This is a genomic window from Brevibacillus sp. HB1.2, from assembly GCF_013332495.1.
GTDB lineage: Bacteria > Bacillota > Bacilli > Brevibacillales > Brevibacillaceae > Brevibacillus > Brevibacillus porteri.
In genome coordinates, this window is the sequence record NZ_JABMIU010000017.1 from 25,780 (window position 1) to 46,223 (window position 20,444).

General features: G+C 47.4%; 19 protein-coding genes. 15 read left to right on the forward strand and 4 right to left on the reverse strand.

The window, feature by feature from the left end; genetic code table 11:
* Positions 1-12: 12 nt before the first annotated feature.
* Positions 13-957, forward strand: coding sequence for a methyl-accepting chemotaxis protein (locus tag HPY28_RS30580; RefSeq protein WP_174231711.1), 945 nt, complete (start codon positions 13-15; stop codon positions 955-957).
* 221 nt (positions 958-1,178) lie between these two features.
* On the opposite strand, the gene HPY28_RS26245 is transcribed toward HPY28_RS30580, so the two are convergent.
* The gene (locus HPY28_RS26245; protein WP_174231712.1) at positions 1,179-2,852 is read right to left on the reverse strand and encodes a M14 family metallopeptidase; all 1,674 of its coding nucleotides are present in this window, start codon (positions 2,850-2,852) and stop codon (positions 1,179-1,181) included.
* A 133-nt stretch (positions 2,853-2,985) separates the two neighbouring features.
* Between HPY28_RS26245 and HPY28_RS26250 the strand changes: the two genes are divergently transcribed.
* From HPY28_RS26250 to HPY28_RS26275, 6 genes are all read left to right on the forward strand, one after another.
* A complete protein-coding gene (locus HPY28_RS26250; protein WP_017250643.1) occupies positions 2,986-4,404 on the forward strand; it encodes a hypothetical protein in 1,419 nt (472 codons plus the stop codon).
* A gap of 157 nt (positions 4,405-4,561) precedes the next feature.
* Positions 4,562-5,221, forward strand: a complete 660-nt coding sequence (locus tag HPY28_RS26255) for a response regulator transcription factor (RefSeq protein WP_017250642.1) — start codon at positions 4,562-4,564, stop codon at positions 5,219-5,221.
* Position 5,222: 1 nt separating this feature from the next.
* The gene (locus HPY28_RS26260; RefSeq protein ID WP_174225995.1) at positions 5,223-6,665 is read left to right on the forward strand and encodes a sensor histidine kinase; all 1,443 of its coding nucleotides are present in this window, start codon (positions 5,223-5,225) and stop codon (positions 6,663-6,665) included.
* A gap of 15 nt (positions 6,666-6,680) precedes the next feature.
* Entirely contained in the window at positions 6,681-7,214 is a 534-nt protein-coding gene (locus HPY28_RS26265) for a hypothetical protein (protein WP_173623779.1), read from the forward strand.
* Between the two features lie 28 nt (positions 7,215-7,242).
* Positions 7,243-8,430 (forward strand): hypothetical protein, encoded by a 1,188-nt coding sequence (locus tag HPY28_RS26270; protein ID WP_017250639.1) that lies wholly within the window; start codon positions 7,243-7,245, stop codon positions 8,428-8,430.
* A gap of 169 nt (positions 8,431-8,599) precedes the next feature.
* On the forward strand, positions 8,600-9,865 hold the full coding sequence (locus tag HPY28_RS26275) for a hypothetical protein (protein WP_174231713.1): 1,266 nt from the start codon (positions 8,600-8,602) through the stop codon (positions 9,863-9,865).
* A gap of 51 nt (positions 9,866-9,916) precedes the next feature.
* Here HPY28_RS26275 and HPY28_RS26280 read toward each other — a convergent pair whose 3' ends face one another.
* The gene (locus HPY28_RS26280) at positions 9,917-10,597 is read right to left on the reverse strand and encodes a class I SAM-dependent methyltransferase (RefSeq protein WP_174231732.1); all 681 of its coding nucleotides are present in this window, start codon (positions 10,595-10,597) and stop codon (positions 9,917-9,919) included.
* An 89-nt stretch (positions 10,598-10,686) separates the two neighbouring features.
* Positions 10,687-11,103, reverse strand: a complete 417-nt coding sequence (locus HPY28_RS26285) for an RrF2 family transcriptional regulator (RefSeq protein ID WP_017250636.1) — start codon at positions 11,101-11,103, stop codon at positions 10,687-10,689.
* 290 nt (positions 11,104-11,393) lie between these two features.
* On the opposite strand from HPY28_RS26285, the gene trxA reads away from it, so the two are divergent.
* The 6 genes from trxA to HPY28_RS26315 all read left to right on the forward strand — a co-directional run bounded on the left by trxA (position 11,394) and on the right by HPY28_RS26315 (position 17,316).
* On the forward strand, positions 11,394-11,711 hold the full coding sequence (trxA, locus tag HPY28_RS26290) for a thioredoxin (protein ID WP_174225992.1): 318 nt from the start codon (positions 11,394-11,396) through the stop codon (positions 11,709-11,711).
* A gap of 225 nt (positions 11,712-11,936) precedes the next feature.
* Positions 11,937-13,028 (forward strand): 4-hydroxyphenylpyruvate dioxygenase, encoded by a 1,092-nt coding sequence (gene hppD, locus HPY28_RS26295; protein ID WP_017250633.1) that lies wholly within the window; start codon positions 11,937-11,939, stop codon positions 13,026-13,028.
* A gap of 170 nt (positions 13,029-13,198) precedes the next feature.
* Positions 13,199-13,801: an RNA polymerase sigma factor gene (locus HPY28_RS26300; RefSeq protein WP_174231714.1), complete on the forward strand. Its 603-nt coding sequence runs from the start codon at positions 13,199-13,201 to the stop codon at positions 13,799-13,801.
* A gap of 42 nt (positions 13,802-13,843) precedes the next feature.
* A complete protein-coding gene (locus tag HPY28_RS26305; RefSeq protein WP_174231715.1) occupies positions 13,844-14,671 on the forward strand; it encodes a GNAT family N-acetyltransferase in 828 nt (275 codons plus the stop codon).
* A 160-nt stretch (positions 14,672-14,831) separates the two neighbouring features.
* The gene (locus HPY28_RS26310; protein ID WP_017250630.1) at positions 14,832-16,559 is read left to right on the forward strand and encodes a sensor histidine kinase; all 1,728 of its coding nucleotides are present in this window, start codon (positions 14,832-14,834) and stop codon (positions 16,557-16,559) included.
* Complete coding sequence (locus tag HPY28_RS26315; RefSeq protein WP_017250629.1) at positions 16,534-17,316, forward strand: LytR/AlgR family response regulator transcription factor; 783 nt, start codon at positions 16,534-16,536, stop codon at positions 17,314-17,316. The genes HPY28_RS26310 and HPY28_RS26315 overlap by 26 nt, the downstream gene beginning before the upstream one ends.
* A gap of 63 nt (positions 17,317-17,379) precedes the next feature.
* Here HPY28_RS26315 and HPY28_RS26320 read toward each other — a convergent pair whose 3' ends face one another.
* A complete protein-coding gene (locus HPY28_RS26320; protein WP_017250628.1) occupies positions 17,380-17,865 on the reverse strand; it encodes an LPXTG cell wall anchor domain-containing protein in 486 nt (161 codons plus the stop codon).
* Positions 17,866-18,122: 257 nt separating this feature from the next.
* Between HPY28_RS26320 and HPY28_RS26325 the strand changes: the two genes are divergently transcribed.
* On the forward strand, positions 18,123-20,213 hold the full coding sequence (locus tag HPY28_RS26325; protein WP_174231716.1) for a carbon starvation CstA family protein: 2,091 nt from the start codon (positions 18,123-18,125) through the stop codon (positions 20,211-20,213).
* A complete protein-coding gene (locus HPY28_RS26330; protein WP_017250626.1) occupies positions 20,210-20,422 on the forward strand; it encodes a CstA-like transporter-associated (seleno)protein in 213 nt (70 codons plus the stop codon). The genes HPY28_RS26325 and HPY28_RS26330 overlap by 4 nt, the downstream gene beginning before the upstream one ends.
* Positions 20,423-20,444 lie beyond the last annotated feature (22 nt).

Below are 20,444 nucleotides of genomic sequence, written 5' to 3' on the forward strand. Positions count from 1 at the left end.
AGAGGGAAGCGGATGTTTTGGAAAAAAGACAAAGGCCTAGCAGTAAAAGAGACAGCAGCGACGACAGTGGCAACTCCCACAACCACAATGGCAGGACAACAAGACGCTTGGAAACATGAGCTTCGCGGTATTTACGATCAGATGGGTGCGATCCTCACTTCGAACCAAGCGATGAACGCCGAATCCGATCAAATGGTGCGATTGGTGACGAGGATGAAGCGTGTTGTAGATAATATCCAGGGTATTAACGAGCGGGATGATGAGTCTGCGAGTCAGTTGTCGGTTCGAGGAGAGCGCCTGACAGACATCTGTAAACAATCGGTAGCGCGTGCAGATGAAGGCAAGAAGGCCATGACCGACGTTGTAGAAGTCATGAGCCTGCTCGACAAAGAATCGGTCCATACGTCCAAATCCATGAGCCGCTTGGAAGAGCGCTCTTCGGAAATTACGAGCATCGTCAAGGTGATCAGCGACATTGCCAATCAGACCAACCTTCTCGCTTTGAATGCTGCGATAGAAGCGGCACGTGCGGGTGAACAGGGCCGAGGCTTTGCTGTAGTAGCGGATGAAGTACGGAAGCTGGCCGAGATGACCGCGAACTCGACCAAGACGATTGCAGAATTGATCGGCAAGATTCAGGAAGAAACAAAAGAAGCGTTGTCCAACAGTGAAAAAAGCAGCAGTGCGATCAAAAATGGGCTTTCTATCAGCAAGGATGCTGCGGAGAAGACGGATCAGATCGTGAACGCTTTCCAGGTACTGAACGGCGAAGTGTCAGGTGTGATGGAAATCATCGCGCACCAAAAGCGATTTGCTGACGATGTGTCCCAACAGGTAAGTGATGCGAAGGGCTTGCTGGACGAGCTGAATGAAGGCTTGACCAAGCACGTGAGGGACGCCAACGCAGTAGAGCAAATGCTCGCGTCGAGCGTAAAGGATGTCAAAAAGGTATTGTGATCATAAGGAAAAAGAATCAGGAGTCCGTATCCAAGCGATGCGGACTTTTTGGTATTTGTTCACTTTGTTTCACTTCCGTTTTCTGCGACAATGGTCGAAGTGAGCGACAATACGCAAAAGCTGGCAGGGCTTGCCCAAGAAGTGTTTGAAATAAAGTAAGCCCATACATGTAACAAAAATCCCCTCTCAGGAGTCTAACTTTAGAGAGGGGATTTTTTCCTTTAGTTTTTTGGTGTGGTGGGTAGCGATTGCTCCAGCATATAGCGATATACCGGGACTTCATCGCCCTTTTCAACGGGAAAGAAGTTAAACGTGACGTAGCTGTCTACTGATTCCGGTTCCAAGGCCAAAGCAATGAAGTTGGCGTTTGGCTGGGCCATGCTGAACACGTAGCTACCCGCAGGAAAGGTTTTCGTTGTTTCTGTTACATTTGCAGTCACTTGGTTGGTGAAATGCCCATTCTCGTATATCGGATTCACCTTGTTTTCCAAAATGGTGTAGCTTTCTACCGCTATGGTCGTTTCTTTTGATAGCTTGCTTACCGAAACACCGAGCAGTTCCAGCTTGGCTGCAACGTCATGGTAGCCAGGAGGCATAAGATAAGCAGTGGGGCGCTCGCGTTCGAGTACGGGATAGGCATCCGTGGAGCTTACCCAGTCGATGGGGGTAGACACTTTTTTTGCCGTGGCTAGATCGACCACTTCGAGAGATTGACCCGGTACTCGCTTATTCTCACTCAGGATGACGAGTTTGTCGTTGTCGTTTGCTTTTTTGCCTTTTTCCGTGATTTCTGCGCGTGCCTGCGTCACGGAGGACTTGATTGCTTTGGCATTGGCCGCTGTTGATTGGATGACAGCAGCATGAGTTATGGCCTGGCTGTATACACGGCGCTCAAAATCGGCGCGTCCAATGCCGATGCCGCGTGTTTCCACCAAAAACGTCAACGTGTTTTTCAAGCCCAAGGCATTGCGGCCGATTCTCGTCTCTGTGCTGCCTTCTGTTGCGGTCACTTTTCCGTCCTTGCCTTTTGCCAGCGTATAGTATGCGTGATGAGAAAGTTGCTCCTTGTCGAGTGCTTTTTGAACGTCAGCCAAGAGCAGGTTGTCTGACATTTTACGAAGGTTGGCGGGGATATTCAAGTTTTTCGCGGAAGAGATCAGAACGTCGTAGGAAGAGATCGCGCCTTTTTCCCCTACATCGCGAAGCTGGCTGGAAGAGACGCCGTATTCATGGGCGTCAAGCACCACATCAGGTTGATAGGTATTGATCGCCTGGTGAACCGATTGCACCTCTGGATATTCTACCTTCATGTAGTCACGGTTGGCATCCAGCTCTGTCGCGATGTAGCGTTTAAACTGGTAGGAGCCGTCCGGGTTGATGCGAGGAACAATCGCGACGTTTACTTGATCCAGGAGGTCGGGGCCAAGCTTTCCTTCTGCCAGCCATTTGGCGATCACGAGAGCAGATTCACCAGAGGCGGGTTCATTTCCGTGGATTTGTGCCTGTAGCCAGATGAGTGGTTTCTCCTTGTTTTGTTTGAGCTTGTTGTGGTCTTTGCTGAATAGCAGCAGGGGGATGTCGCGACCTTCCAATGATGTACCGATGGATAGCAGCTTGATTTCCTTGTTGCCTGTAGCTAACTTGCTTATGTAAGCCATCATTTCTTCCTGGGATGTAAAAGCTTCTTTTCCTTCTTGGAAGCCGGGTGTCCCAAACTGGATAGTTGGCTTGGGGAACAAGCTCTCAATCTGTGCAGGCTGTACATAGGTTGGCCCTATTCCGTAATAAGGAATGTGGGGTTGTGGTTCAGCTTGGGTGGCATGGATGATTGAGGGGCTGGTGAACAGAGATATTACGAGTGCTGTAGAAACAACGTAGCGTACTTTCTTGTCCATAAATTCCCTCCTGAGAAATAAAATAAGACACCTATGATTAATTTATCAGATTATTATAAAAATAATAATCGCTACGAAATATTCATTTTAAAGTAGGACTTTCGGTTCTCCTTTAATAAAATAGGGGGATGACATGGTCAGAAAAATCAGCAGAATGCTCCTTTTGATGACGGCCATCGCCGTAAGTAGTTTCTTTCCGAGCCATATTTCTGCAAACGAATGGAAAAAACCAACAGAATCGGAGAATGTTAACCACCTGAATGGCGCGATTCACCAAAAACAAGAATTTCGATTCCCAGATGGTGTCACGTATTGGGCCCATAAAATGACAGGCCAGCGCAATATGATGCCTTACGTTTTCACCATTCCGATTCAGGGTAACAGTCAGAACATGATGTTCCGCTATCGAGCCTATGATGAGTCGAAGAAACCGTATTGGAAGGTCGTCACGCTTGATCAAGTCCAGACTCTTCCGCTTGCCTCTGGTTTTGTAGAGACAGAGGGCAGGTATATTTGGTTAGGCAAACCCATTACCTACGTGGATAAAGGCAGAGCCACGATTGAAGAAAAGCCGGCATTGGCGCTACCAGTTGAAGTAAAACAGACGTCTTCTGGTGTCGAGCTTGTGATCAAGCTGCCGATGAAAGCTGGCTTTATCAGCGAAATGTGGGCGCTCGATTCGAGAGATCCACTCGTTCCTTGGGGAGAACAATCGATTGACAGCGTCTGGCTTAACTTGGACGTTACGGAAAAGGCAAAATGGCTGTACGATGGGTATTACTATCAAAGCCCTTCCACGTACGAGCCGACTTCGGAGTCCTCCTTTTGGCGAATTCCTGAAAATTATGTCCTTCGCTCCTTTTTATATACAGGTGGAAGCAAGGCTGCCCGGGATATGGGCTATGTAATGTTGAAAGCGAGCCTGAAGCAGCAGGAGCCTCAGGGATACTGGAAGACACAGCCGCGCTCCTTGTGGTTAAGCGGTGATTACGGGATACCAGAGGGCTTTTACGATACGAGATTCAACACAGGAGCGGCTGATCTGATGCTGCGGGGCTGTGATCAGTACCAAGAAACAGACTTTTGCCAATCGGCGAAAAAATATGCTTCTTACTTTCACAATCACGCAGCCACGAACCGTTTTGTCGTCGCTGGTGTACAGCAAGGGTGGCTGGTTTCTGACTACGCAACAGCAACGAATCCAATGATTCAGACACATGTTTCTTTGAATCATCAGTTGGCCGAAATCAATTTTCTCTACAAAAGCTACCTGCAATTCGGGGACCAGACAGACAGAGACTTAGCAGACATCATGCTCTATGGTGTCGTAAACCTCGGATCGCAGTGGATTCTCGGAAATGGCGATTTGCATTACGCTTATTTTCCGGACGGGACATTCGGCAGACCAGACTATCCGTTCTTGACCTACAATGACTTGGTCGAAACCCAACGTCTGTACCGTCAACTGCATGGAATGGATGAGATGACGCTTGCGATGTTGATTGATAGTAAATTGATGTGGATGCAACTGAATAATATTCAGTACCGTTAAGTAAAAAAGGCGGTAGTCTATATTGAATGTGACCCGTACGATCACTTTATAAAGTAGTGATCGTACGGGTCTTTTTGTTTACGTGTGGAGCTGTATTTTTACATTTTGTTGACAAGAAAACATCGGGAATGTGTAATGATGGTGGAGGTGTAAGGAAATGGCATATTCTATCCTAATCGCTGAAGATGATCCATCCATATCCGAGCTAATCAAAATGACATTAGGCGCCTCGGGCTATGTCTGTAAAGTTTCATCCGACGGTAACACGGCGTTGAACGAACTCGAAGAAAAGGAGTATCACTTGGCGCTCCTTGACATCATGCTGCCTGGAGTTGACGGGTTCACACTGTTGGAATCCTTTAAGAAAAAGAATATCCCGGTCATTTTTGTTACAGCCAAGACAAGTGTTATGGACAAAGTACAAGGTTTGCGTCTTGGTGCTGAGGATTATATTACAAAACCTTTTGATTTGCTGGAGTTGTTGGCACGAGTGGAAGTCGCTCTGAGAAGAAGTCATCAGGTTGTATTGGAAACATTGACCGTAGGCGATGTGACAGTGGATTACCATAGCCGCAAAGTGTACAAAAATAATCAGCTCGTCACGTTAACCCCGAAGGAATATGAGTTGCTTGAGTTTTTGGTGCATAATCCGAATATTGCTTTTTCTCGTGAAAGTTTACTGAATCAGGTCTGGGGTTATGACTTTTATGGCAGCACCCGAACAATTGATACACATGTCTTGAATCTGCGAACAAAACTAGGTTTGTCCGATCATATTCATACTGTGCACAAAATTGGTTATCGAATGGAGTTGTAAGATGCGTGAGAGGATGAAGAAAACGCCTCTGTGGATGCGAATCTATCTCATGGTGTTTGGATTGGTGACAGTGGTCATCGTCTTTGTTTCCTACCGGATCATCGAGGTTTCCATTGAGTACAATCTTCAAAGGGAAATCAGCAGTTCTCTTGAGAACCATAGCATGATCGGGAACTCACTGAAAATGTATGAAAGTACGATTGATGATTACTATCCGACGTTGCTGAAAGACATTTTAACGAAATCTTTTCAAAATTATGGTCAGTATTTTACTGATCAGAGAAGCCATCTTGCCATAACGGGTGAATCTGGTGAAAAGCATTTTAGCAGTATATCGAATGAAGAAGAGAAGGTAATGAGTCTTGTCCCACCCAAAGATGGGAGAAGAAGCTATGTGATTCGAAACATAGATGCGCGCACCGTACTGTTTGTTTCCAGCTGGATGGAAATGGATGACCAACTGCTTCGATTGGATTACGCCCATGACATAACGAGTCTGATCGATGACCAGAAGTCACTCTCCTTACAGATCTCTTCTTGGGTATTGGTTGGTTTGACGGTCTTTGCGGTTGGCTTGTTTGTCCTGATCAGACAAGCCTTGCGTCCACTCGGCATGTTAAGCCAACAGGCTCAAGGGATTGCAAAAGGAAGCTATCAGCATCGCATAACGGTTCAGCATGCCGATGAGATTGGCCAGCTCGCGGTTGACTTCAATTATATGGCGGAGGCGATCCAATCCAACATGGAGCTTCTGCAGAGGGGTGTAACGGAAAGAGAGGCATTTATCGTAAGTCTGGCCCATGAATTCAAAACGCCGCTTACATCCATCATGGGCTATGCCAGCTTGCTTCAGAATTATGACCTGGAAGAAAAAGACGTCGAGCAGGCTCTGCGTTTCATTCAAGCGGAAAGCAAGCGGCTTGACGGTATGTCCAAAAAGCTGTTGGAGCTTTTTCGCCTTGGAAATGGGGAGCCACCCAACAAACGGCAAGTCGATGTTTCTTCCCTCATACAGCAGTTGAAAATCATTTCCCAGTTTACGTTGGACAGAAGGGGGCAAACGCTGGAAGTAGCGTATTCTGTCTCTACCGTAACTGTCGATCCGGAGCTTTATTTGGTGTTGTTAAGCAATTTGGTGGAAAATGCCTCCAAAGCGTCTGAAAACGATACAGTCATAAGACTTGCTGTTTATGCAGAAGACTCTTTTGTTGTTTTTTGCGTGGAAGACCAAGGTTGTGGGGTGCCGGAAGAGCATTTGGCGAATGTATTTCAACCATTTTTTATGCTGGATAGTTCGAGGGATCGAAAAAAGAACGGACACGGTTTAGGGCTGTCTCTGTGCAAAGCGATTGCCACGGCACACCATGGAAGTATTTATATGAAAAGCCGATTAAACGGGGGAACATCGGTTTACACAAAGGTTCCAGTACAAACTTCGACGTAACGGTGGAGGCATCTATTGCGAAATTTCAAGAAAATAAAGATAAAGTCCCATGGCTTCATGCTTAGTCTTGTTGTTATCGGCATACTAGGTGTGGCGGCCTTCTTTTCTCCGGCTGCTTTCGGCCCGGCTGTTCTGGATAGCAAAAAGGATGTCATCATAACGGAAGCTTCTCCACCAGCAAACGTGGAAAACGAAGAAACCACTCTGAAGCAAAATGATGAGAAGAATAAAAACTTCTTTGATCCGTTGACAAAGGAACAGGCGGCTCCCTTTATTCGGATAGCAAGAGAAGCGTTCGTAGCGCAAGGCATGGCCCCCCCTGAAACTGGTTATTGGATCAGCAGCACTGTGACGAAAGGTAGAAATGATGTTGAAATATCCTGGTATCCCAATGGCGTTGTTTTTGGCCAAGAGACTAAGATCAAGGAAAAGGTTTACTACGCATTGTTTTACAACGCTGATGTGGACAAAGGCGTAGGGAAAATGGTTGAACTTGGGGTAGTTTGGAATTACGGTGAATCTAATTGGTATGGCGAAAACGTAGAATAAGAAGCAGAGAGTGTAAGGAGATAGAATTGTGGAAAAACTGACACAAACAAAAATAAAGATGGGATTATGGCTAAGTATTGGAGTGTTGAGCGTGTTAGCCCTCGCTTTGAGCTACTCCCCGACGACATTTGGCTTGGCTGAAATCAATAAAAACAAAGATGTTATCCAAACGGAAACAACAGCGTCAAGCGCTTTTCAACCGAAAGAGGATGAAGAGCAGCAGGAAAAGAAGAAAAACGATAATCCGAAACCCAAAGAAAGTTCAGTGAGTTTAAGTCTTAATGACTTTAGTAAAGAACAGCGAGAGCCCTTCGTCAAGTTGGCAACTGATGCATTTATCGCCAATCATATCGACCTACCTGATAATAATTACGAGCTTGATATTTTCGGTGACATAAGCGAGGAAACAACGACCGCTGAGATATGGTGGCATCCAAAAGTAAAGGCAGGAGCCGAACGACCTTTCAAAGGACTTCAGGAAAGCTATTTTGTCAATTTGACTGATGTGGATTTTAAAAAAGGGACAGGCACAATTAAAGAGATCGAGATTTGTATACGCAGGGACATCGCATCGTTCAAACCAAATACGATGTTCGCCCCATATATTGACCAAGCAAAAAAAGTTTGGAAAGACAAGAATATCAAAATTCCGCAAAGTGGCTACGATCTGGCAGGATGCTTGCTCATAAAGCCCATTACGGAGAAAGAGACGATAGCGCTTGTCGATCTTTACTGGTACCCAATATATACGAGAAGCAATAATGTTTATCAAGCTGTTCATGACAAGCTTTATTACGTGCAATTTTCAGATGTTGATTTAAAAAAAGGAACAGGTACAGTTGAGAACGTAGAAACAGACGAAGAAGAAACGAGAATCGTGCAAGAAAAAGCACCAGAGCCGATTATCAGGCGTGTAAAACTGACACCATCACAGGTAGCCCCTTATATCCAGATGGCAAAAGACGCTTTTCAAGCGAAGCAGGTAAAACTTCCTGAAAGTGGCTATTGGATTAGCAGCACGATTTCGTACTACGATGATCAACCGAAACGACCACCAGAGGTGGATATACGCTGGTATCCCGACGGCGTTGCTGAAGGGACTGATCATGCTTCTATAAAGGATAGGGTTTATATTGCTTCGTTTGATGACGTTGATTTGGACAAAGGAATAGGTGAATTAATGCACCTTGAAGTTAGGAGAAAAGATCCTTCGTAACAAGCTCCTCCTAGCATGTGGACGAAGAACATGGGGAGTCGCGTATAGCGGCTCTTTTGTTTTGACAAAACCTTGACAACCTCCCGATTAAACCATGACAATCAGCAGCTATTCTATGGATGACGAGTAGAAACACTCGATCCAAAGTAAAAACCTTGGAGGTAGTACGATGAAAAAGTCCAAAACGAAAAAAACGGCTGCATGGTTAAATCTCTCTGTTATGAGCGCATTGACAGTGACAGCCATGTTCTCCCCTGTAGCTGCCAGCGCCGCACTCAACGATACGAAGGATAACGTTGCAGCCGAGGCAACAGAGGAGGAATTTGATCTCTTGAAATTGACAGATCAACAGGCGGCTCCGTTTCTTGCAAAAGCAAAAGAAGCATTTCAAGCGAAAAACATTTCTCTCCCAGAAAGTGGTTACAAGGCTCGGAATTATGGTAGCAAAAAGAGCAATACCTTGACTGTCGTATGGCGATCTGAAACCAACGTGAAGGACAAGGCGTATGTCGCCGAATTTGAGGGTATCGATGTAGAGAAAGGAACAGCGACTCTCAAAACGGTAAATGTCATTAATCGTCCAGGTTCCTTCGAAGAGGAGCTGACAGAAAAACATGCTGCTCCGTTTATTGAACAAGCAAAAGAGGCTTTGAAAGCAAAAAATATAGCTCTGCCAGCGAGCGGGTACAAGATGTCAAGCAGCAGCCGTACTTATGACGATGTGCTGGAAAGTGTTCAAATTACCTGGCGTCCTGAGGCGGGGCAAAAGGGAGGAAAGTATTACTCCGTGCGATTTGCAGATGTCGATTTGGAGAAAGGGACGGGGAATATCGATGATGTCTATGTAGACAATTACGATGAGCTCATTGCTTTGGAAGAGGAGGATGAAAAGGAGGCCAAGCAACAAAAAAAGGATTCCTGGAAATTGACAGATCAACAGGCTGCTCCGTTTATTACAAAAGCAAAAGAGGCTTTGAAAGCAGAGAAGATTGAGCTGCCAAAAAATGGATATGAAGTGATGCATTTCGGGAGCAAGAAAGACAAAACCTTAATGGTTCTATGGAGAGATAAAGAGCAATCGAAAGGCTATGTTGTCAACTTTATCGATGTCGATGTCGAGAAAGGGACAGCGACAGTGCAAAATGCAAAAGTGATCAATGAGCTTGGTGTCGTTATGGGACCTCTTCCGCAAGAAAAAGCAGCCCCTTTTATCGAAAAAGCAAAAGAGGCTATGAAAGCGAAGAATTTTACCCCATCGGAAAGTGCTTATAAAATTTCCGCTACGGGTGTGACAGTGGACGATGTATTGCAATTCATTGACGTATACTGGTATCCAAATGGAAATCCGTCGGCGAAATATAAGGTGCACTTTACCGACGTCAATTTGGAGAAAGGAACAGGCACAGTCGAAGATGTCATTGAATATAAGCACTAATGGGAGCATCACTAAAATGATCAAGTAGGAGTCGCGTATGCGGCTCTTTTTTTATTTCCGCAAAGCAAACAAGGTCAAAAAGCTGACAGCCTCCCGCAGCTCTACGCTTAAGCGACCTGCGATATCTGGCGTAATTCCATCTTTGTATACCGGTTCTTCACCCAACAGTGTGAAGCCATTTTCGCTCGCCAACTGCTTGGCTTCCCAGGGCATCATCGTATTTTGGATGGTTGCCTCTTCATAGAGTCTGCGATAGCTATGAGCTCGTGGGCCAGCTGTAGGACCGAGGATACCCAAGACGAGAATTCCTCCAGGAGCGAGCACGCGGTGAAGCTCCTGGAGTGTCTGGAGCGGAGACGGTGTGAATTCCACTACGTTAATCGAGAGCACACCGGCGAATGAATCATTGGCAAAAGGAAGCTCACTGATGTCTCCTGTCTGAAAATGAACAGAGCCTGGGAAGGAAATGACCCGGTCATGAGCGAGACGAATCATTTCCCCGGCAATGTCGATGCCCTCCACCTGATAGCCATGCTCTGCAAGCTTGCAACTGGCATAGCCGTCACCACAGCCTGCATCGAGAACAGGTCCCGATCCGACAGGTACATGCTTCATAAAAAAGGGGAGGATGGTGCTGCGGCTGCCTTTTTCCCACATGTGCTCACTTCGTTTTCGCCAGTCTTCTGCAAATTGATCCCATTGCTTGGCGGCTTGTTCCGTCCATTGGCTCATCATTGTTCACGCCTTTCTCATTGAATGAACGATACCATTATGAAGAAAAACTCCGGTCGAGGCGGCCGGAGCTTTTCAGGGAAGTTGTTTTACGTCAAAGGCTCATGAGGTTGTTTGGGGATATGTGCGACCAAGTCAGCAATTTTTTTACTCTTCAGCGTCTGCATCATTTGCTGCTCAGCGTCTGCCACAACCTGTTGAATCAGACAGGCACTATCATGATGGAAGCTGCATTCAAACAAGGAGGTTGTCCCTTCAATGGCTTGGATAACATCCAGAAACGATATATCATCCTGGTTGCGTTTGAGCTTGTATCCGCCATTTGCGCCAGAGACCGAGTGGATCAACCCAGCCTTAACCAGTTTCGTCAGCATTTTGGATAGGTACGTTTGTGAAACGCCTAGCTTCTCTGCCAAAAGCTGGACACTAACGGGTTTATCAGGCGTTTCTGCCACCAGATAGAGCATCGCATGGAGGGCATAGTCTGTTGCCTGTGAATACTTCATAAGACACCTCAATCATGGACTTAATACATCCATCATAAAGTGAATCGGAAGCATGAGCAAGGGGAAGAGTGATTCGTGCTATCATCTGCACTTTCGATGCCCATTTTAGGAAGGTGCAACTTGACACAAAAAATCTTTAAAGGATATTATGGGTACGATAAGTCTGTAAATAAGTTGTTTGAAATGATCCAAGTACAGCGAGTTATTTTTTTGTCTCCATTGAGGATATTACGGGTCTGTAATGGTCGTTTCGAAAAACTGTTCAACATAAAAAGGGGAGGAAAGTACAAATGAGCATTTGCCACACGACAGACACTACCTTTCAACATGATGTAAAAAGCGAAGGCTATACGCTCGTCAATTTTTGGGCACCTTGGTGCGGGCCATGCCGCTTTTTTGGGCCGATACTCGAATCGTTTGATGGGGAGCATAGCAGCGAAGTGAGAGTCCTAAAGGTCAATGTCGATGAACAAACGGAGATCGCTAATCAGTATGGCATAATGAGTTTGCCAACGACCATCTTGCTAAAAAACGGGGAATTGATCGACAAAGTCGTAGGAGCGGCGCCTCTACCGGAACTGAAACAATTTGTTTTCAAACATAGGTAATAGGAAAACGCAGCGAAAGCCATCGGTCAACTTGATCGGTGGCTTTTTGGTATCCAGTTGTTACTCGCATGCGTACTTTAATAAATGAAAGCGTTTGAGCGTTTTCGCGTTGTTCCGTGCTCTTGCACGAGGAAGCGCTTCCAATGTACTCTCAAGATAACGACAAAATAATCCCAATTAACAAAATAATGTCAATAATTGAAAAAGAAAGCGGAGGGGTAGGCAATGAGCAATACCGATTTTTTCCCGATTCAGGACTGGGACTACCTGGAGTTTTATACAGGGAACGCCAAGCAAGCGATGCACTATTTCACAAATGCGTTTGGATTTGAAGCAGTAGCCTATGCAGGCTTGGAGACAGGTTCTCGGGAAAAGGTTTCCTACGTCTTGAAGCAGAAGCATATGACGTTCGTGATCAGTGGTGCGCTTACGCCTGACAGCCCGATCGCGGAATTTGTGAAAAAGCATGGGGACGGAGTCAAAGACGTTGCCCTGCGTGTAGAGGATTGTGAGCAGGCTTACCGGGAGGCCGTTTCTCGCGGAGCCATTCCGATCATGGAACCGACTGAGTATACCGATGAATTCGGGACGGTCAAAAAAGCGATTATCGGTACGTACGGCGAAAACATTCACTCCTTTATCGAACGGAAAAATTACAACGGACCATTCTTCCCAGGCTTTAAAGCTTACCAATCACAAGTCAAAGGTGAGGGTACAGGTATCATCGGCATCGACCACATCGTTGGTAATGTTGAGGTCATGGATGAGTGGGTGGAATATTACCAAAAGGTCATGGGCTTTACAGCCGTACAAAATTTCAGTGAGGACGACATCTCGACGGAGTATTCTGCGCTCATGTCCAAAGTGATGCAAAGTGGAACGGGACGCATCAAGTTCCCGATCAATGAGCCAGCAGAAGGACGCCGCAAGTCGCAGATTCAGGAGTTTTTGGAGTTCTACAAAGGGCCAGGCGTTCAGCATATTGCCATCCTGACCAACGATATCATCGACACTGTATCAAAGCTGCGTGATAACGGTGTAGATTTCCTCATGGTGCCAGATGCGTACTACGAAGATTTGAAAGAGCGTGTTGGGGAAATTGATGAAGATATCGAGGCGCTGAGAAAGCTGGGTGTCTTGGTCGATAGAGACGACGAAGGTTATCTCTTGCAGCTGTTCAGCAAGCCGATTGTAGACCGTCCGACGTTGTTCATCGAGATTATCCAGCGCAAAGGAGCACGCGGCTTCGGGAATGGCAACTTCAAGGCACTGTTCGAGGCGCTGGAGCGCGAACAGGAGCGCAGAGGTAACCTGTAATTTATTGATGTAACGAGCATGACAAGACCATCTCAAGCTGAAAAAGCTAAAGGAATGGTCTTTTTCTATTTGCGAAGCAGAAAAAATAAAATCTCATGAACCATATGACCGCCTCTATCATCTATACTAGTAGGAACCAAATATTGGAGATAAAAGGAGGTTTATGCAATGTGAGCGTCAAGATGGAAGTTCAGCAAGACATTCAGCTAGCACAGGACGGTAGCGTAGAAGCTTTTGCCAGAGTCATTCAATTGTACGAGCGTACCTTGTATGGTGTGGCACGAACCTATGTCGGGCGGGATGAGGATTGTGCCGATGTGGTGCAGGATACGGTGATGAAAGCATTCAGAGCCATCCGAACGCTGCGAGAGCCTGCTTATTTTAAAACATGGATGATCCAAATTCTCATAAACGAATGTAGACAATGGCAGCGAAAAAAGAAACGAAGTCCAACCGTAGAGCTGTCTCCGCTACAAATAGAGGAAAAATCGATACAGGCTTCCTACGGAGCTATTGAACTAACAGAGGCAGTATGGAAGCTGGAGCATGAGCTGCGCATCGTTGTTTGGCTTCACTATTACGAGGATTTGCCGATCAAGCAAGTCGCCTTGCGAGTAGGTGTCCCAGAAGGCACAGTGAAATCCCGGCTGCACCGGGCTCGTGTGCTGCTTGCAGAAGAGCTGGAATCCTCCCAGGAAAGGAACGTGGACGATGACCCGACTTTCGTGCGGAAGCTGAGTCTGGATGACTTCGCTCCGCTATTAGCCGCATAAGTACACAGATGACCAAAAGAGAGAGAAAGGGCAGAAATTGCGATGATTCGTCGATTGGAACCAAAGGATTATGCAAAAATCAAGACGTTGCTATCACCTGATAACGTAAACGATTTGACCATCCATGCGATTATCAATGGGACAAATCGAGGAGCGATTTACGTAGATGATGTGGAGCAGCCCCGGACAGCATTGGTCGATCAAACCGGCGTGATCAGTATCTTCGTAGGGGATGCTGCCAATGAAGCGTTCACAGTGGATCTGGGTACCTTTATTGAGGGAGAATTGCGCAGATATACGACTGAATCGTGCGGGGGCACTCATTTTCTGGCAGTTGTGCCTGATGAAGCGTGGGAGGAGGCAGTGACCAAAGCGATCTCGCATCGAGAGATAGAAACGGATTGGGAGTATTACTACCAGTTCAATCCCGAGCAATTCCAAGCGCGAAAGATCAGCTACCGTCCTCTTCCTGAAGGATACAGTTTGAAAAAAATTGACGCGGGTGTCATTGAAAACGACCCTGACAACATCTTGATAGAGGTTGTAGAAGAATTCTATCATTCGGTGGATGATTTTTTGCAGTGGGGTGTAGGATTCTGCGTATGTAAAGGAAATACGATTGTGAGTGCTTGCCTGTCTTGCTGTGTCCATGAGCGTGACCATGAAATTAGCGTGGAAACGTACGAGGAAGCCGACATGAACAAAGGCTTTGCTACGCTTGTTTGCGCGGCGTACCTAGAGCATTGCATGGAACATGGACTGACACCGCACTGGACCACTCTGGAAACCAACGAGGAATCGGTACGTCTGGGGACAAAGCTAGGATTTGAGCCTAAGGAAAAGTGTAAAATACTGGAGTTCGAATATTAAAACGATACGCGTATCTATGGGTTGTCGAAATCACTTCGGCAACCTTTTTTGCTAGGAAAGGAGGAGAATCTAAAGGGAAATACGATGTGAAAAGTGAATATTTTGATTAGTTATAGAAACGAACAGGAATCATCGGGCAGCGATTGAGAGGGATCAACCAATGAATATGGCATTAATGGTTCCATTGACGGAGCGGACGGCTGTTTTGATCGTGGTGGCCTTGCTGTTTACACGTGTACGTGCATTCCGCAGCATATTGAACCAGCAAGCGACATGGCGAGAAAAAGCACTAATGGTCGTCATTTTTTCCGCTATTTCCATACTGGGTACATACAATGGCATCTGGTATCAGGATGCGATTGCGAATTCACGTGTGATCGGGACCGTTGTGGCAGGCTTGCTGGCTGGTCCTTGGGTAGGGCTAATGACGGGGCTGATTGCCGGGATACATCGCTATTCTTTGGGGGGCTTTACGGACTTGGCATGTGCCATCTCGACGATAAGCGAGGGCTTGTTTGCGGGATTAATCTATCAGTTCCGCCGTAACCGCAGCAAAAAAATCGGGTGGACGACAGCACTCGTTGTTGGTTTCTTGGCGGAGTGGCTGCAAATGGGAATTGTTTTGCTCATCGCACGTCCTTACGCTGACGCTTTGGCATTGGTGCAGGCTATTAGTGTACCGATGTCTGTCGTCAACTCAGTCGGGATTGCTATTTTGATCATTATTATTGATTTAGCCAAAAAGGAAGAAGATCGGATTGGCGCGCTCCAAGCCCAGCGAACGCTGCAAGTAGCGGACAAAACGCTGTCTTACTTGCGTCAAGGACTGACGTACGACTCGGCTCAAAAGGTAGCGGAGGAAATATTGCGCACGACGCGTGTAGCAGCGGTAGCGATTACTGATACGCGCTCTGTGCTTGCGCATGTTGGCGCAGGCTCGTCCCATCACGTAGTGGGAGAAGGCATAACGACCAAGGCGACCCGTGAAGTTTTATCGACCAAAGAAGTGAAGATTGCGCAGACGAAGGAAGAGATTGGGTGCAGGGAGACGAATTGTTCCTTGCGCTATGCGATCCTTGTCCCCCTGATGCGAAGACGTGAAGTGGCGGGTGTACTCAAGCTGTATCAGGATCGCTCACGCAAATTGTCAGCAGTGGACTTGGAACTCGTACGCGGATTGGGGAACCTCATATCGAGTCAGCTCGAACTGGCTGAGCTGGAGAAGCAGTCCCGCCTGTTGGCAGACGCAGAAATCAGAGCCTTGCATGCGCAGATCAATCCGCATTTCTTGTTCAATGCGCTCAATACGATCGTTTCATTTATTCGCTTCCGTCCCGAACAGGCGCGCGAACTGTTGATTCATTTGGGGGAGTACTTCCGGCGAAATTTGCATGACTCTGGCGGATATGTCAGTCTGGCGCGTGAGCTGGAGCATATCGAAGCGTATCTGGCCATCGAACGTGCGAGGTTCGGAGACAAGCTCCATGTAGAGTACGACATAGAGGATGGCGTAGAGCGGTTTACCGTACCAGGACTGATTTTGCAGCCCCTGGTAGAAAATGCGGTCAAGCACGGGCTGTTGCCCAAGCGCGAAGGGGGAACCGTAGTGATTCGTGCACGCCGCAAAGAAAAGCAAATCGTCGAACTGACAGTGGCAGATAATGGAGTCGGAATGGAAGTGGACCCATTCAAGCCAGCTCTAGCTGAGAAGAGTGCAGGGCGGCAATTATCTGGGATCGGTCTTGCCAATGTAAAAAGCCGTCTCCAATCGATCTACGGAGAACCGTATGGAATCGTGATCGAGAGCAAAAGCGGGAGCGGCACAACATGCACCATACAATTACCGATAGGGGTGAACGTCAGTGCTCAAAGTGTTCATCGTCGATGATGAGACGCCAGCCAGAGAAGAACTGCGGTATTTGCTGGAGCAGTTCTCGGAAGTGTCCGTAGTAGGAGAGGCGGGCAGCGGAGAAGAGGCGTTGGAAGCGGTTCTTCAGACTGAGCCGGATGCGGTTTTTTTGGACATCCATTTGCAGGACAGGGATGGCGTCGATGTGGGGCAGGAGCTTCTGGAATCCATGGTCAATCCACCTGTCATCATCTTTGCAAGTGCGTATGAATTTCATGCGGTTCGAGCATTTGAGGCGGAAGCCGTTGATTATATTGTCAAGCCGTTCAGCGAAATACGTCTGGAAAAGACGATGAATCGGGTACGAAAAATGAGGCGGAAAAGTGAGCCTGCATTGGACGCGTCACCACTGCTGGAGGAAAGGCTACAGTCTCTTCTGCAAAATGTGCTGGTCGATACTCAGCCGCGTCGAGTCCCGGTGGAAAAAAACGGAAAGATCATGTTGATTGATCCAAACGAAATCGTCTATGCCACTTTGGAAGGAAGGTATGCGAGCATTTATACAGCTGGTGAGCAATATGCGACCACGTTTACGCTGCAGGAGCTGGAGAGCAGGCTGTCACGCCAGCAGTTTTTTCGGACGCATCGCGCTTTTATTGTCAATTTATCCAAAACGGCAGAGCTCGTTCCTTGGTTCAAAGGCTCGATTCATCTAGTCATGGAAGATCATCGCAAAACAGAAGTGCCTGTTAGCCGCAATGTCGTGAAGGAATTGAAGAAACGACTGGGGTTTTAAAGGAAACAGACCAATCCTGCGTCCCGTTTGGGAGGGGAGGATTGGTCTGTTTTTTTCGACTGCTTACATGGGATAGTGATCGTTTTTCTTACGCGTCACCATAATTCCGCCCAATACGATCAGCAGCAAGCCAAGGATGCCGCCTACTTGGGTGGACGCCAGATTCGCGATCAAAAACACGATGGCAATGACGGTGAGGATACCAATAGGGATCAAGAGAGCGGGTTTGCGATTGCCGAATATGTACAGCTCGGTAAGCCCAACGGCAGGACCAATGAGAAAAAAGGGCCACGTCGTGCTCATATCACCGCCAAAAAATAGCTGACTGAAAAAGAAGAGCGGAGCGTAGACGAGCAAGATCCCTCCTGGTACAAGTAATCCAGCTCGATTTGGCTGCGGATTCATAAAGAAGAAAATATGAAACCCGATTGCTGGAATGAGAAGAAAGACTGGCCATAGCAAATCTATCGCGAGCGGAATGTTCAGGTAGGTTGCCAGAACAAAAATCGCTCCGATTCCGATAATGATGTAACCCCCGATTCGTCGCATGTGCGTATTCTCCTTTTTGATTTCCATACCAATTTATGTATAACTTTAACATATTGTGGAGGAGTTTGGATCAGACTCGGGGCGGAGACTTTCTACGTCCCAAAATTGAACGCGCTTACACTCAAACGAGGATGGTGCAGCTTGTGCTTGTTTTTGTACGGTTCAGCCATTTTTTATGTTGGGATCTCGTCCGATGTGATACGTTTTTTTAAGGATTTATTGCCTGAATATTACATAAATAGAAGGGGGCGACTCGGATGAAAAAATGGCTTCTTTCCCTCCTGATCTGGGGCGGGATAGCCGCATTGGGTGCTGTCGGATTCGGAATGATAGCGCTCTGGCAAGGGGAATCTGTCAACTCGTTCTGGTTATTGACCGCTGCGTTCTGCACTTATGCTGTAGCTTATCGTTTTTACAGCAAATTCATTGCTCGTAAAATCATGTCGCTCGACGACAATCGCGCCACTCCGGCGGAAGTGAACAACGATGGCAAAGACTTTGTGCCAACGAACAAATGGGTGTTGTTCGGGCACCATTTTGCTGCGATTGCAGGTGCAGGCCCGCTTGTAGGTCCTACGCTGGCTGCGCAAATGGGATATTTGCCGGGAACGATCTGGATTATCGTCGGGGTTGTGATCGGTGGAGCGGTGCAGGACTTCATTATTTTGTTCGGATCGATGCGTCGCAACGGTAAATCTCTTGGTCAAATTGCCAAGGAAGAGATCGGTCCAGTAGGCGGAGCACTCGCGCTGATTGGTATCATTGCCATTATGATTATCCTGATTGCTGTTTTGGCGATGGTTGTTGTGAACGCTCTTGCAGAATCGCCGTGGGCTACCTTCACGATATTCATGACGCTACCCATTGCTATATTGATGGGATTGTATATGCGGTATATACGACCAGGGCAGGTATTAGAGGGCTCGATCATCGGGCTGGCGTTGTTGTTCTTTTCCCTGTGGCTCGGTCAAATCGTAGCTGCATCGCCAACATGGGGACCAGCCTTCACTTTTTCCAAGGTACAGCTTGCTTGGATGATTATTGTGTACGGCTTCATTGCCTCAGTTTTGCCTGTGTGGCTACTCTTGGCACCGCGCGATTATCTCAGCTCATTCTTGAAGGTAGGGACGATTGCGGTATTGGCGGTGGGAATCGTGCTGACACTGCCGCCGTTGCAAATGCCAGCACTGACGAAGTTCATCGATGGAACTGGCCCTGTTTTCGCAGGAAATCTGTTCCCCTTCTTGTTTATTACCATCGCGTGCGGAGCCGTATCGGGATTCCATTCTCTCGTATCATCCGGAACGACGCCGAAGATGATCGCGAAGGAATCGCATGCGCCACTGATTGGTTACGGTGGAATGCTGATGGAGTCTGGCGTCGCGGTTATGGCGATGATTGCAGCGTGCGTGCTGACTCCCGGTGTCTATTTTGCGATCAACTCACCGGCCGCAGCAATTGGCGTGGATGCAGTCCAGGTTGCGACGACGATAACGGGCTGGGGCTATACTGTAACCCCTGACCAATTAACAACGCTCGCCAACGACATTCAGGAAAAGACGATCCTTTCCCGGACGGGCGGAGCGCCGTCACTAGCAATCGGGATGGCGACGATTTTCTCGGGTGTATTAGGTGGCAAGGCATTAATGGCATTCTGGTATCACTTTGCGATCTTGTTTGAGGCAGTCTTTATTTTGACGACGATCGATGCGGGAACGCGTGTCGGCCGATTTATGGTACAAGACATGCTCGGAAATGTCATTCCGAAAATGAAGGAAGTCAACTGGCTGCCGGGTAATCTGATTGGTTCTGGGATCATTACCATCGGATGGGGATACTTCCTGCTCCAAGGTGTCATGGACCCGTTGGGAGGCATTTACACCCTGTGGCCGCTCTTTGGTATTGCCAACCAGATGCTCGCCGCGATTGCGTTTACGGTGGGAACGACGATTATTTTCAAAATGGGCAAAGCCGCCTACTCATGGATCACACTCGTACCGATGGCTTGGCTGACGACGGCTACGTTGACAGCGGGCTGGCAAAAGCTGTTCCATCCTGATCCAAAAATCGGATTCCTCTCGCATGCAGAAGCATTCCAAAAGGCACTGGATGCCGGTACGCTTCCAAAAGGGGTAAAAACGGTGGAAGCTGCACAAAAAATGATCTTCAACGACCAGATCGATGCTGTGGTATGTGCGATCTTCATGGTCATTACGATTGGGATCATTCTCGACGGAGCGCGGGTATGGATCAATATTCTCCGTGGCAAGCACTATCCGTTGCAGGAGTCGCCGTACATCAAGTCCAAAGGAAATGTATTTGACGGGAAAGGGCATCACGTAGCATGAGGCGCAAGCTAAGAGCCATGCGAAAGGCAATGCGCAAAGTGAGCTCGGCTATTAAAACGATTTTCGGAATGCCCGACTATGATCGCTATCTCGCCCATTGGTACGAGACGCATGGGGCGCCAGGTATCTTTCCGATGACAGAGCGTGAGTACTACATGTACGCCTTGACTGAACGCTTTGAAAAAGGCGGCGTAACGCGCTGCTGCTAAAGTAGTCATGTAAAAAAGGGTG